At 69.4% G+C, this 12,151-nt stretch carries 12 protein-coding genes; 10 read left to right on the forward strand and 2 right to left on the reverse strand.

Annotated elements, in window-relative coordinates; translation table 11 throughout:
• Nucleotides 1-274 precede the first annotated feature (274 nt).
• The 5 genes from K206_RS0134230 to K206_RS0134250 all read left to right on the forward strand — a co-directional run bounded on the left by K206_RS0134230 (nucleotide 275) and on the right by K206_RS0134250 (nucleotide 7,210).
• Nucleotides 275-712, forward strand: a complete 438-nt coding sequence (locus K206_RS0134230) for a hypothetical protein (RefSeq protein ID WP_020206780.1) — start codon at nucleotides 275-277, stop codon at nucleotides 710-712.
• A 69-nt stretch (nucleotides 713-781) separates the two neighbouring features.
• Entirely contained in the window at nucleotides 782-2,080 is a 1,299-nt protein-coding gene (locus K206_RS0134235; RefSeq protein WP_029044409.1) for a TolC family protein, read from the forward strand.
• The gene (locus K206_RS0134240) at nucleotides 2,077-3,630 is read left to right on the forward strand and encodes an efflux RND transporter periplasmic adaptor subunit (RefSeq protein WP_020206782.1); all 1,554 of its coding nucleotides are present in this window, start codon (nucleotides 2,077-2,079) and stop codon (nucleotides 3,628-3,630) included. The genes K206_RS0134235 and K206_RS0134240 overlap by 4 nt, the downstream gene beginning before the upstream one ends.
• Nucleotides 3,627-6,839: an efflux RND transporter permease subunit gene (locus K206_RS0134245; protein ID WP_020206783.1), complete on the forward strand. Its 3,213-nt coding sequence runs from the start codon at nucleotides 3,627-3,629 to the stop codon at nucleotides 6,837-6,839. The genes K206_RS0134240 and K206_RS0134245 overlap by 4 nt, the downstream gene beginning before the upstream one ends.
• The gene (locus tag K206_RS0134250; RefSeq protein WP_020206784.1) at nucleotides 6,836-7,210 is read left to right on the forward strand and encodes a copper-binding protein; all 375 of its coding nucleotides are present in this window, start codon (nucleotides 6,836-6,838) and stop codon (nucleotides 7,208-7,210) included. The genes K206_RS0134245 and K206_RS0134250 overlap by 4 nt, the downstream gene beginning before the upstream one ends.
• A gap of 86 nt (nucleotides 7,211-7,296) precedes the next feature.
• Here the strand turns inward: K206_RS0134250 and K206_RS0134255 are convergent, their stop codons facing one another.
• Nucleotides 7,297-7,662, reverse strand: a complete 366-nt coding sequence (locus K206_RS0134255; protein WP_020206785.1) for a helix-turn-helix transcriptional regulator — start codon at nucleotides 7,660-7,662, stop codon at nucleotides 7,297-7,299.
• A gap of 145 nt (nucleotides 7,663-7,807) precedes the next feature.
• Here K206_RS0134255 and K206_RS0134260 point away from each other — a divergent pair, with 145 nt between their 5' ends.
• The 5 genes from K206_RS0134260 (at nucleotide 7,808) to K206_RS0134280 (ending at nucleotide 11,710) form a co-directional block, all read left to right on the forward strand.
• The gene (locus tag K206_RS0134260) at nucleotides 7,808-8,143 is read left to right on the forward strand and encodes a helix-turn-helix transcriptional regulator (protein ID WP_020206786.1); all 336 of its coding nucleotides are present in this window, start codon (nucleotides 7,808-7,810) and stop codon (nucleotides 8,141-8,143) included.
• Nucleotides 8,140-8,637, forward strand: coding sequence for an ArsI/CadI family heavy metal resistance metalloenzyme (locus K206_RS0134265; RefSeq protein WP_020206787.1), 498 nt, complete (start codon nucleotides 8,140-8,142; stop codon nucleotides 8,635-8,637). Before K206_RS0134260 ends, K206_RS0134265 begins: the two co-directional genes overlap by 4 nt.
• Before the next feature lie 164 nt (nucleotides 8,638-8,801).
• Complete coding sequence (locus K206_RS0134270) at nucleotides 8,802-9,296, forward strand: arsenate reductase ArsC (RefSeq protein WP_029044410.1); 495 nt, start codon at nucleotides 8,802-8,804, stop codon at nucleotides 9,294-9,296.
• A 3-nt stretch (nucleotides 9,297-9,299) separates the two neighbouring features.
• Entirely contained in the window at nucleotides 9,300-10,376 is a 1,077-nt protein-coding gene (gene arsB / locus K206_RS0134275; RefSeq protein WP_020206789.1) for an ACR3 family arsenite efflux transporter, read from the forward strand.
• Between the two features lie 131 nt (nucleotides 10,377-10,507).
• The gene (locus tag K206_RS0134280; RefSeq protein ID WP_029044411.1) at nucleotides 10,508-11,710 is read left to right on the forward strand and encodes an MFS transporter; all 1,203 of its coding nucleotides are present in this window, start codon (nucleotides 10,508-10,510) and stop codon (nucleotides 11,708-11,710) included.
• A gap of 39 nt (nucleotides 11,711-11,749) precedes the next feature.
• Here K206_RS0134280 and K206_RS40150 read toward each other — a convergent pair.
• Nucleotides 11,750-12,151: cation transporting ATPase C-terminal domain-containing protein (locus K206_RS40150; RefSeq protein WP_020206791.1), on the reverse strand; the 402-nt coding region annotated here is incomplete at its 5' end.

The raw sequence follows: 12,151 nt of genomic DNA on the forward strand, positions 1-12,151 counted from the left end.
AAGGGTATGCGCGGGCGACTGTAGCAGCGGGCTCCCGCCCTGCTCAATACCCCTTCGGAGCTATCAAGTTCCGCGATGTCCGGTCCGGGCACGCGCTATGTGGTGAATGTGCGGTGAATATGCGGTAAAGCGCCACGCCCGCCGGCATCGTCCATGCCCATCCGCGATCGATGGCCGGCGAAGCCGCGGCCTTTTGACCCAGGCCAAGCCGCTCGATTGCATTTCAGGCGGAAAGCAGTATTCTTGCGATTGCCATTCACCTGAAAAGCGCCTTTTGCATTCCTCGGCCCGCCGGCATCCACTCTTCGCCGGCTTCCTGCTCGTCGTCTTCCTGACAGTCCAACTGGCGGCGGCGGCTTACGCCTGTGCCGGCAGCCGCTATCAGGTGACGGACGACGGCAACGCCGAGGCGGCCCTGACGGAATCCTGCGCCGAGATGGCCGGGATGGACCAGATGGCCCGGATGTCCGCCAGCGCGGACGGCGAGCAGGCAGGCGATCAGAGCGCGCTCTGTCTGGCGCACTGCCAGGCCGATTCCAAATCCGCCGACCACGTGTCGCCCCAGCTTCCGGTCTTCCTGCCGGTTCTGCTCAACGTCATCGTGCCGACACCCGTGATGGTGGCGGACTCCCGCGTCGTGCTTCATGCCGACGCGGCGGCGCGCGCCCCGCCGCCCGCGCTCAACATTCTCCACTGCCGCTCTCAGACCTAGCCTCCTGAACGACGCCGATTCGTTGCTATCCCCTTTGCAGGGGTAGCTGTCGTCGCTTCCGGAGGCTATATGCTTTTTCCTCGTCGTCAGACGCTGGCGCTGCTCTGCGCGTCCGCGTTCATGGCGGTGTCGCATGCCGCGGCTCCGCAATCCCCTCCCCCGCTGTCCCTGGCGGAAGCCGTCGCGCTCGCCACCGCGCGCGCCGGCGATGCCGAATCCTCGCGCGGCGCCGTCGAGGCGGCCATTCAGATGGCGGTCGCCGCCGGCCAGTTGCCCGACCCGGTGCTCAAGCTCGGGCTCGACAACGTTCCCGTCAGCGGCCCCGACAAGTTCTCGCTGAGCCGGGACTTCATGACCCAGCGGTCCATCGGCGTGGCGCAGGAATTCACGCGCGCGGACAAGCGCCGCGCCAGGGCCGCGCGCTTCGAGGCGGAGGCGTCCTCCGCCGAGGCGCAGCGCGCGGTCAGCCTCGCCAACGTGCAGCGCAATGCGGTGTCCGCGTGGCTGGACCGCTGGTACGCCGAGCAGACCGGCGTGCTGCTCGGCCATCACGGCCATCCGCTCGGACTGGCGCGCGAGGCCGCCGCCGCGGCCTATCGCAGCGGACGCGGCACGCGCGCGGACGTGCTGACGGCGGAGCTGGAGATCCAGAAACTGCAGGACCGGCTGGACGAAAACCAGGCTGCCGTGGCCACCAGCACGCAGGCCCTGGAGCGCTGGATCGGGCCGCAGGCCAGCCGGCCGCTCGCCGGGCGGCCGCGCCTGGACGTGCCGCAGCCGGCGCGGCAGTTCGCGCAAGGCGAGTTCGACGCCGTGCCGGAGGTGGAGGCCGCCCGGCGCGACATTGCCCTGGCGGAGACCGAGATCCGGACCGCCACGCAAGCCAGCAAGCCCGACATCACCGTCGAGCTGACCTACAGCCAGCGCGGCTCCGCTTTTTCCAACATGGCCTCGCTCAACGTCAGCTTCCCGATGCCGTGGGACCAGGGCAACCGCCAGGACCGCGAAATCGCCGCCCGGCTGGCGCAGGCGACGGACGCGCGCGCCAGGTCGGAAGTCGTCCGGCGCAATCTCCAGGCGCTGGTCGGCGCCAGGCTCGCCGAGTTGCAGCGCAATCTCGGCCGGCTCGAGCGCTACGACGAGAGCCTGCTGCCGCTGGCGCAAGCCCAGGCGGACGCGGCCCTGACCGCCTACCGGGCCGGCACCGGAACGCTGCTGGCGGTGGCCGAGGCGAACCACCGCGCCATCGACGCGACGCTGGAGCGGCTGGCGCTCGAAGCCAGGACGGCGAAGCTGTGGGCCGACCTGGCCTTCCTCGTTCCCCTGCCCACCGCGCAAACCGAACCCGCCACGAAGGACGTCAAATGAACAGCAAGCGTATTGCAGCAGCGGCCTGCCTGGTTCTCGCCGGCACCGCGGTCTATGGCGCCTATCGCTTCGGCGTCACGCGGGGCGCGCAACTGGCGCAGGCGTCCGCCCCGGCCGGCGCGGCGGGCGGCACCGCCCCGAAGACCGGCAAGCAGGTCCTGTACTGGCACGATCCGATGGTGCCGGGCCAGCGTTTCGACAAGCCGGGCAAGTCGCCCTTCATGGACATGCCGCTGGTCCCCGTCTACGCCGACGGAAATGGCGGCGGTGACGGCGGCGGTGATGGCGGCGTGACGGTGGATGGCCGGGTCGCCCAGAACCTGGGCATCCGCACGGCCGAGGTCAGGGCCGGCCGCCTGGGCGCGGTGCTCGAGGCGCCCGGCAACATCGCCGTCGACGAGCGCAGCATCCAGGTGGTCCAGGCGCGCACGGCCGCCTTTGTCCAGCATGTCGCGGTGCGCGCGGCATTCGATCCCGTCCGGCGGGGCCAGGCGCTGGTCACGCTGTACTCGCCGGACTGGGTGGCCGCCCAGGAAGAGTTTCTCGCGGTGTCCCGCGCGGCGGCGGCCGGCCAGCCCGACCTGCGCGGCGCGGCCAGGGCGCGCATGCGCCAGGCCGGCATGACGGCGGGCCAGATCGCCGCCGTCGAAGCGTCCGGCAAGGTCCAGCCCGACCTCGGCATCGCCAGTCCGGTCGATGGCCTCGTGACCGAGGTCGCCGTCCGCGACGGCATGACCGTCGCGCCCGGCATGACGCTGTTCCGCCTGGCCGACCTTGGCCAGGTCTGGGTGCTCGCCGAGGTGCCGGAAGCGCAAGCGCGCAGCATTGCCGCGGGGCAGGCCGTCCAGGTGCATGCCGCCGGGGAGGCCGGACCGCTCGCCGGCAAGGTCGATGCCATGCTGCCCGACGTCGATCAGGCAACAAGGACCATCAAGGTCCGCATCATCCTGCCCAACAAGGGCCGGCGCCTGCTGCCGGGCATGTTCGCGAGCGTCCGCTTCGACGGCGGCCAGGACCAGGACGCGCTGCTGATCCCCGCCGAATCCGTCATCCGCACCGGCCAGCGCGCCATCGTCATGGTGGATGCCGGCAGCGGCGGTTTCGTGGCTGCCGACATCAGGACCGGACGCGAGTCCGCGGGCATGGTGGAGGTGCTGGACGGTCTCAAAGCCGGCCAGAAAATCGTCACGTCCGGGCAGTTCCTCATCGATTCGGAGGCCAGCCTGCGCGGCACCACCGGGCGCATGAACGCGGCCCCGGCCCCGGACGCTGCCGCGCCAGCCGCGCCAGCCGCGCCGGCGGCCGAGCACGAGGGAGCGGGACGCATCGAGGCCGTGAACGGCGGCGACAGCCTGACCATCTCGCACGGCGCCATTCCATCGGCGCAGTGGGGCGCCATGACGATGGATTTTGCCGCGCCGCCCGCCGGCCTGCCCAAGGGGCTCAAGCCGGGCGATCGCGTGCGCTTCCGCTTCCACCTGAACGACGACGGCGAGGCGGTCCTGTCGTCGGTCGAGCCGGCCGCCGCCGCGCGGGGAGCCAGGCCATGATCGCCCGCCTCATCCTGGCATCCATCCGCAACCGCTTCCTGGTCCTGCTGGCGACGGCCATGCTGAGCGCATGGGGGCTGTGGGCGGTGCGCAGCACGCCGCTCGACGCCTTGCCGGACCTGTCGGACGTGCAGGTCATCATCCGCACGCCGTTTCCCGGCCAGGCGCCGCAGATCGTGGAGAACCAGGTCACCTACGCGCTGACCACCACCATGCTGTCGGTACCGGGCGCCAAGACCGTGCGCGGCTACTCGTTCTTCGGCGACTCCTTCGTCTACGTGCTGTTCGAGGACGGCACCGACCTGTACTGGGCGCGGTCCCGCGTGCTGGAATACCTGAACCAGGTGCAGGCGCGCCTGCCGGCCGCGGCCAGGCCGGCGCTGGGCCCGGACGCCACCGGCGTCGGCTGGATCTACGAGTACGCGCTGGTGGACAAGACCGGCCGGCACGACCTGGGCCAGCTGCGCGCGCTGCAGGACTGGTTCCTGCGCTTCGAGCTGAAATCGCTGCCGAATGTCGCCGAGGTCGCCTCCCTCGGCGGGATGGTCAGGCAGTTCCAGGTCGTGCCGATGCCGGACCGCCTGCGCGCCTACAACCTGCCGCTGTCCAGGGTGCTGGCGGCGCTCAAGGGCGCCAACCAGGAGAGCGGGGGCTCGGTGCTGGAACTGGGCGAGGCGGAATACATGGTGCGGGCCACCGGCTACCTGAAGACGCTCGACGATTTCCGGCAGATACCGCTTGCGACGAGCGCCGCCGGCATCCCGGTGCGGCTGGGAGACGTCGCCACCGTCCAGCTCGGCCCCGAGATGCGGCGCGGCATCGCCGAGCTGGACGGCCAGGGCGAGGTGGCCGGCGGCGTGATCGTGATGCGCTCGGGCAAGAACGCGCTGGAAACCATCGAGGCGGTAAAGGCGAAGCTCGCCACGCTGCAAAAGAGCCTGCCGGCGGGCGTCGAGATCGTGCCCACCTACGACCGCTCGGCCCTCATCAACCGCGCGGTGGAGAACCTGACGCACAAGCTGATCGAGGAGTTCATCGTCGTCGCCATCGTCTGCCTGGCCTTCCTGTTCCACCTGCGCTCCGCGCTGGTGGCCATCGTATCGCTGCCGCTGGGCGTGCTGGCCGCATTCCTGGTGATGCGCTACCAGGGGGTCAACGCCAACATCATGTCCCTGGGCGGCATCGCCATCGCGGTGGGCGCCATGATCGATGCCGCCGTCGTCATGATCGAGAACGCGCACAAGCATCTGGAGCACTGGCACGCGACGCATCCCGGGGGCAGCCTGGCCGGGCAGGAACGCTGGAACGTGATCGGCGAGTCGGCCGCCGAGGTGGGGCCGGCACTGTTCTTCTCGCTGCTCATCATCACGCTGTCGTTCATTCCGGTCTTCACGCTGGAGGCGCAGGAGGGCCGGCTGTTCTCGCCGCTGGCCTTCACCAAGACCTACGCAATGGCCGCGGCGGCGGGGCTGTCCGTGACGCTGGTGCCGGTCCTGATGGGCTACCTGATCCGCGGCAGGATTCCGTCGGAACAGGCCAACCCGCTGAGCCGGTGGCTGATCCGCGCGTACCGGCCCGTGCTGGCGAGGGTGCTGGCCCGTCCCTGGACCACCGTGGCGATCGCGGCGCTGCTGCTGGCCGCCAGCGCCTGGCCGGTCATGCGCATCGGCGGCGAATTCATGCCGCCGCTCGACGAAGGCGACCTGCTGTACATGCCCTCGGCCCTGCCCGGGCTGTCCGCCGGCAAGGCGGCGCAGCTGCTGCAACAGACCGACCGGCTCATCAAGACCGTGCCGGAAGTGGCCACCGTGTTCGGCAAGGCCGGGCGCGCCGATACGGCGACCGACCCGGCGCCGATCGAGATGTTCGAGACCACCATCCGGTTCCGGCCCCGCGACCAGTGGCGCCCCGGCATGACCATCGACAAGATCGTGGAGGAACTCGACCGCATCGTCAAAGTGCCGGGCCTGTCCAACATCTGGGTGCCGCCGATCCGCAACCGGATCGACATGCTCGCCACGGGCATCAAGAGTCCGGTCGGCATCAAGGTGGCGGGCACCGACCTGAAGGAAATCGACCGGCTCGCCTCGCGGATCGAAGCGGCCGTCAAGACGGTGCCGGGCGTCACCTCCGCGCTGGCCGAACGGCTCGCCGGCGGCCGCTACGTCGACGTGGATATCGACCGCATGGCCGCCGCGCGCTACGGGCTCAACATCGAGGATGTGCAGAGCATCGTGTCATCGGGGGTCGGCGGCGACAACGTGGGCGAAGTGGTCGACGGGCTGGCGCGCTTTCCCATCAGCGTGCGCTACCCGCGGGACTACCGCGACTCGGTGGAACAGTTGCGCGGCCTGCCCATCGTCACCGACCGGGGCCAGCAGATCACGCTGTCCGACGTGGCGCGCATCCAGGTCGTGCAGGGGCCGCCCATGCTGCGCAGCGAGAATGCCCGCCTGTCCGGCTGGGTGTACGTGGACATCCGCGGGCGCGACCTGCGCTCGGCCGTGCGCGACATGCAGGCGGCGGTGGCCAAGGCGGTGCCGATGCCGGCGGGCTATTCCGTCAGCTGGTCGGGACAGTTCGAGTACCTGGAGCGCGCCACCGCGAAGCTGAAGGTGGTGGTGCCCTTCACGCTGCTCATCATCTTCGTGCTGCTCTACCTGGTGTTCGGCCGGCTGGACGAGGCCCTGCTCATCATGGGCACGCTGCCGCTGGCGCTCATCGGCGGCTTCTGGCTGCTCTACCTGCTGGGCTACAACCTGTCGGTGGCCGGGGTCGTCGGCTTCATCGCGCTGGCCGGCGTCGCGGCCGAGTTCGGCGTCATCATGCTGCTCTACCTGAAGCAGGCCTGGGCCGGGCGCATGGACCAGGGCGAGGCAAGCCTGCCCGCGCTGCTCGATGCCATCCAGGAAGGCGCCGTGCTGCGGGTCCGCCCCAAGGCGATGACCGTCGCGGTCATCCTCGCCGGCCTGATTCCGATCATGTGGTCGCACGGCACCGGATCGGAAGTCATGCAGCGCATCGCCGCGCCGATGGTCGGCGGCATGGTCACCGCCCCGCTGCTCTCCCTGTTCGTCGTGCCGGCCTTGTACCTGCTGATCCGCAGGCGCCAGGCAGCGGCTGCGCCCACATCGTCCGTATCGTCCCTATCGTCCGTATCGTCCGCGCCACGCCCCACCCACCCTTCACCTCAAGAGGAAACGTCATGAAGCACGTCAGGATTGTCCCGCTCGTTGCGCTCGTTGTTGCGCTCGCCACCGCGCCCGCCGCGTTCGCCGCGGCATCGATGGATGGCATGGCCATGAAGCCATCTTCCCCTTCTTCCCCCGCCGCGGCGGCTGCCGGGCCGCGGCAGGCGCCGCGCCCGGTGGCGGCGGAAATCAGGAAGATCGATCTGCAGTCAGGCAAGGTCACGCTCAAGCACGGCCCCATCGAGAACCTCGGCATGCCCGCCATGACGATGGCATTCCCGGCCAGGGACCGCGCCGCGCTGAAAGACTTCAAGGAGGGCGATGCGGTCGCGGTCGTCTTCGACAAGGTCGACGGCAGGCCGACCGTCGTGGACATGCAGCGGAAGTAGGCGCGCCGGATCGCATGCCGCCCGGGGCGGCATGCGTATGCCGGCGAAAGTGACGCTGCTCATCATCGCGCCGGCAGCGGCCCCGGCTAGGCAGGGGACGTCTTCTTCTGCGCGGACTTCGCGCGGGCGGGACCGCACCCCGCGGCCGTGAACCCGCAATCCTCCGGATGCCCCTCGCAGCAGTGCTCGACCAGGAAGCCGATCAGCTCGTTCATCTGGTCGAATTGCGCGCGGTAGATGACGAACCGGCCGTCCTGGGTGCTCTTGATCAGTCCGGCATGGACCAGTTCCTTCAGGTGGAAGGACAACGTCGCCGGCGGCACGCCCAGTTCCTGGCCGATCCGGCCGGCATTGACGCCGTCGTGGCCGGCCTGCACGAGCAGGCGGAAGATCTTGAGGCGGGAATCCTGGGCCAGCGCGGCCAGCGCGGCTACGGCGGTTTCTATCTTCATCATTCCTGGAACCGTGGAGGCTTTGGATACAAGGAGGTACCGGTCGCATCATACCGATAAGCGCATTTCGCGCCCGTCCCGTGCCTTGCCGCACATCTTCGCGATGTCCGTTGCTAAATTTCCATGTTTCGAATATATTCGAAACATGGAATCGACTCATGCCCTCGAAGCGCTTGGCGCGCTCGCCCACGCAATCCGCCTGTCCGTGTTCCGCCTGCTGGTCCAGGCGGGGCACGAAGGGCTCGCGGCGGGCCGCATTGCCGAACTGATGGAGATACCCGCCTCCTCGCTGTCCTTTCATCTCAAGGAACTGCACCGGGCAGGCCTCCTGTCCAGCCGACAGGACGGACGCTCCATCATCTACATGGCTCGCTTCGAGACCATGAACGCCTTGCTTGGCTACCTCACGGAAAACTGCTGCGGCGGCAATCCGTGCTCCCCCCTGTCCAACTGTGCCGTTGCCCCGGAGTTGCAATCATGAAGCGCTTTCACGTCCACGTCAGCGTGGCAGACCTGCCCGCCAGCATCCGCTACTACTCGGCGCTGTTCGCGGCGGAACCCAGCGTGGTGAAGAACGACTACGCGAAATGGATGCTCGAGGACCCGCGCGTGAACTTCGCGATCTCGGCGCGGGGCGCCAAGGCCGGGCTGGACCATCTCGGCTTCCAGACCGACGACGCGGGCGAACTGGCGGCACTGAAGAAGCAGGCCGAGGCCGCCGACATGGCGCTGCTCGACGAAGGCGAGACCACCTGCTGCTACGCGCGCAGCGAGAAGTACTGGGTCACGGACCCGCAAGGCATCGCCTGGGAGCATTTCCACACGCTCGGCGACGTGCCGGTCTACGGCGAGTCCCGCCCGAAGGAACAGGGCCAGGAACAGGGCCGGGAAAATTCGTCGTGCTGCGCGCCGCGCGCGCCCGGAGGCAAGCCTGTCGGCATTGCCGTCGCCGCCGGCAATCGGTCCTGCTGCTAGGGGCCCGCCATCAACGATGCGGCCATCGCGCTCGAGCGCCGCATCGAACTGTTCCTGTCCCCTCCGATTCCGCAGCTCGCTGCCGGTGCGCCGCGGAAGGCCGCACGCGACATCGGCAAAAGCTGACCGCCGCCGGCCGCACCGCGCTCACTCTCGCCCCTGCCATGACCACAAACGTCCTGATTCTCTGTACCCACAATTCCGCCCGCAGCGTTCTGAGCGAAGGCATGCTCAATCACCTGGCAAGGCAGTTCGGCCGGGACGTGCATGCCTACAGCGCCGGCAGCTCGCCCAGCGGCCGCATCAACCCGTTCGCGATCGAGGTGCTGCGCAATGCCGGCGTCGACACGGGCAACTTCCGCAGCAAGAACTGGGACGAGTTCGTCGCGGCAGACGCGCCCCGGATGCGCATCGTCATCACGGTCTGCGACAGCGCGGCCGAGGAGGCGTGCCCGTACTGGCCGGGCAGCCCGGTCAAGGTGCACTGGGGCCACCCCGATCCGTCGAACACCGAAGGCGGAGACGACAAGAAGCGGCTCGCCTTCGAGCTGACCCGGCAGGCCATCGCCTACCGGATGCTGCAGTTGCTGCTGCTGCCGATCGACGAGATGAGCGATGCCGAACTGCAGGAGACCCTGCAGCGTCTCGCGGGGAGCTGAACCATGAGCAGTCCGCACGTCGCCGCCACCGGGCCGGTTTCGGCCAAACCGGCCATCGGCTTCTTCGAGCGCTACCTGACCGTCTGGGTTGCGCTTTGCATCGTCGTCGGCATCGCGCTGGGGCAGGCCCTGCCGGAGGTCTTCCATGCCATCGGGCGCATGGAGTACGCCCAGGTCAACCTTCCCGTGGGATTCCTGATCTGGGTCATGATCGTTCCCATGCTGCTGAAGATCGATTTCGGCGCGCTCGGCCAGGTCAGGTCGCACTGGCGGGGCATCGGCGTGACCTTGTTCATCAACTGGGCGGTCAAGCCGTTCTCGATGGCGCTGCTGGGCTGGATCTTCGTCCGCCACCTGTTTGCGCCGCTGCTTGCGGCCGACCAGCTCGACAGCTACGTGGCCGGCCTCATTCTGCTGGCGGCCGCACCTTGCACGGCGATGGTCTTCGTCTGGAGCCAGTTGTGCAAGGGCGACCCCTATTTCACGCTGTCGCAGGTGGCGCTGAACGATGCCATCATGGTCGTCGCGTTCGCCCCGGTGGTCGCGCTGCTGCTCGGCCTGTCGTCAATCACGGTGCCGTGGGACACGCTGCTGACCTCGGTCGGGCTGTACATCGTCGTGCCGGTCGTCATCTCGCAACTGCTGCGCAAGCTGCTGCTGGCCCGCGGCGCGGCGCATTTCCAGCGGGTCGCGCAGCGCCTGGGCCCCTGCTCCATTGCCGCGCTGCTGCTGACGCTGGTGCTGCTGTTCGCGTTCCAGGGCCGGGCAATCATCGAGCAGCCGCTCGTGATCGCGCTGCTGGCGGTACCCATCCTCATCCAGGTCTTCTTCAACTCGGGGCTGGCCTACCTGCTGAACCGCAGGCTCGGCGTCGCGCATTGCGTGGCGGGCCCGTCCAGCCTGATCGGCGCGAGCAACTTCTTCGAACTCGCCGTGGCCACCGCGATCAGCCTCTTCGGCTTCCAGTCGGGCGCCGCGCTGGCGACCGTGGTCGGCGTGCTGATCGAGGTGCCCGTGATGCTGCTCGTCGTCGGCATCGTCAACCGCTCGCAGGCATGGTACGAGGCCCGGGCCAACTGAGAGAACATCATGTCCGTCACGGTCTGCCGAAGCGGCGCCGGCACTCGCCGCGGCGGCCATGCGCCATGAGCAGGACGCCCGCGTCGGCGACACCGACCGCGGCGAGGTCGAATCATCATCCAAGGAACGGTATGGCCAGGGAGCCGGGTGGCGGCATGATCGCCAGGCTGGGAATTGCACAGACGCTGGCGTGGGGGTCGACGTACTATCTGCCGGCCATGCTCGCCACGCCGATGGCGCACGATCTCGGCGTGTCGACGCCGACGATCTTCGCCGCGTTCAGCGCGGCGCTCATTGTCTCGGCGCTGCTCGGGCCGTCCGCCGGCAGGATGATCGACCGCGCGGGCGGGCGGCCGGTGCTGGCGGCCACCAGCATCGTGTTCGCCATCGGGCTGGCCGGACTGGGCCTCACCCACGGGGCAACCGGGCTGTTCGCGGCGTGGCTGGTGCTCGGCATCGGCATGGGCGCCGGCCTGTACGAGGCGGCATTCGCCACGCTGGTCGCCGTCTACGGCAATCGCTCGCGCAATGCCATCACCGGCGTGACGCTGATCGCCGGGTTCGCCAGCACGGTCGGCTGGCCGCTGTCGACGTTCATGGAATCGCACATCGGCTGGCGCGGCGCCTGCTTCGCCTGGGCGGCCCTTCACCTGACGCTGGGGCTGGCCCTGAACCTGAGCCTGCCGCGCGGCATGGCCGCCGGCGCCGCCGCGGCGCCGGGCAATGCCGGCGCCAGCGCCCCCCCGGCGCCCCGCGAGACGCCCGCGCAGCGGCTGGCCTCCATGTCGCTGGCCTTCGTGTTCGCCGCGACGTGGTTCACCAGCACGGCGATGGCGGCCCACCTGCCGCGCGTGCTGCAGGCCGGCGGCGCGACGCTGGCCACCGCCGTCATGGTCGGCGCGCTGATCGGCCCGGCGCAGGTGGCGGCGCGGCTGCTGGAGTTCGGCCTGCTGCGCAAGGTCCATCCGCTGCTCTCCGCGCGCATCGCCGCCGCGCTCCACCCCGTCGGCGCGCTCGCGTTCGGCGTGATCGGCGCCCCGGCGGCGGCGCTGTTCGGCGTACTGCATGGCGCGGGCAACGGCATCCTGACAATCGCCAAGGGAACGCTGCCGCTGGTGATCTTCGGCCCCGGCGGGTATGGATACCGGCAAGGCGTCCTGATGGTGCCGGCCCGCGTCGCGCAGGCGCTCGCGCCGTGGCTGTTCGGCATGTGCCTGGATACGTTCGGCGTCAATGCGCTGTGGCTGACGTCGGGCCTCGGCGTCGCGGCGATCGCCATGCTGATGGCCATCCGGCAGGTCGAAGTGCCCACCGCGGACGCGGTGCCGCTATAGTCCGCGCACGCCCGCCGGCATCGTCCAGGCCGGCCGGGATCAGTCGATGGAAAGCCGCTGGACCAGCCAGCCGCGCAGGGCATAGGTGAGGAAGCAGTAGCCGCAGAGGATCGGCACCAGCAGCCCCCAGAACACGCCCGGCGGCGGCACCAGCCCCAGTGACGGCGCCAGCGGCGAATAGGGCAGCCAGACGCCGGCCACGCAGATGGCGAGCGTGGTGGCGATCAGCGCGGGGCTGCCCCGGCTTTGCAGGAAGGGAATCCGCCGCGTGCGGATGACGTGGACGATCAGGGTCTGGGACAGCAGCGACTCGAGGAACCAGCCGGTCTGGAACAGGTTCTGCTGCGCGGGCGTGCTGGCTCCCAGCACCCAGTAGAGCGCGGCGAAGGTGATGTAGTCGAACAGCGAGCTGATCGGGCCGATGCAGAGGATATAGCGGCC

The organism is Cupriavidus sp. WS, from assembly GCF_000395345.1.
GTDB lineage: Bacteria > Pseudomonadota > Gammaproteobacteria > Burkholderiales > Burkholderiaceae > Cupriavidus > Cupriavidus basilensis_B.

Bases quoted from the DNA above. Each gene is read 5' to 3' on its own strand.
- K206_RS0134235 (WP_029044409.1), top strand. From the start codon at position 782: ATGCTTTTTCCTCGTCGTCAGACGCTGGCGCTGCTCTGCGCGTCCGCG.
- K206_RS0134240 (WP_020206782.1), top strand. From the start codon at position 2,077: ATGAACAGCAAGCGTATTGCAGCAGCGGCCTGCCTGGTTCTCGCCGGC.
- K206_RS0134245 (WP_020206783.1), top strand. From the start codon at position 3,627: ATGATCGCCCGCCTCATCCTGGCATCCATCCGCAACCGCTTCCTGGTC.
- K206_RS0134250 (WP_020206784.1), top strand. From the start codon at position 6,836: ATGAAGCACGTCAGGATTGTCCCGCTCGTTGCGCTCGTTGTTGCGCTC.
- K206_RS0134255 (WP_020206785.1), bottom strand. From the start codon at position 7,662: ATGAAGATAGAAACCGCCGTAGCCGCGCTGGCCGCGCTGGCCCAGGAT.
- K206_RS0134260 (WP_020206786.1), top strand. From the start codon at position 7,808: ATGGAATCGACTCATGCCCTCGAAGCGCTTGGCGCGCTCGCCCACGCA.
- K206_RS0134265 (WP_020206787.1), top strand. From the start codon at position 8,140: ATGAAGCGCTTTCACGTCCACGTCAGCGTGGCAGACCTGCCCGCCAGC.
- K206_RS0134270 (WP_029044410.1), top strand. From the start codon at position 8,802: ATGACCACAAACGTCCTGATTCTCTGTACCCACAATTCCGCCCGCAGC.
- arsB (WP_020206789.1), top strand. From the start codon at position 9,300: ATGAGCAGTCCGCACGTCGCCGCCACCGGGCCGGTTTCGGCCAAACCG.
- K206_RS0134280 (WP_029044411.1), top strand. From the start codon at position 10,508: ATGGCCAGGGAGCCGGGTGGCGGCATGATCGCCAGGCTGGGAATTGCA.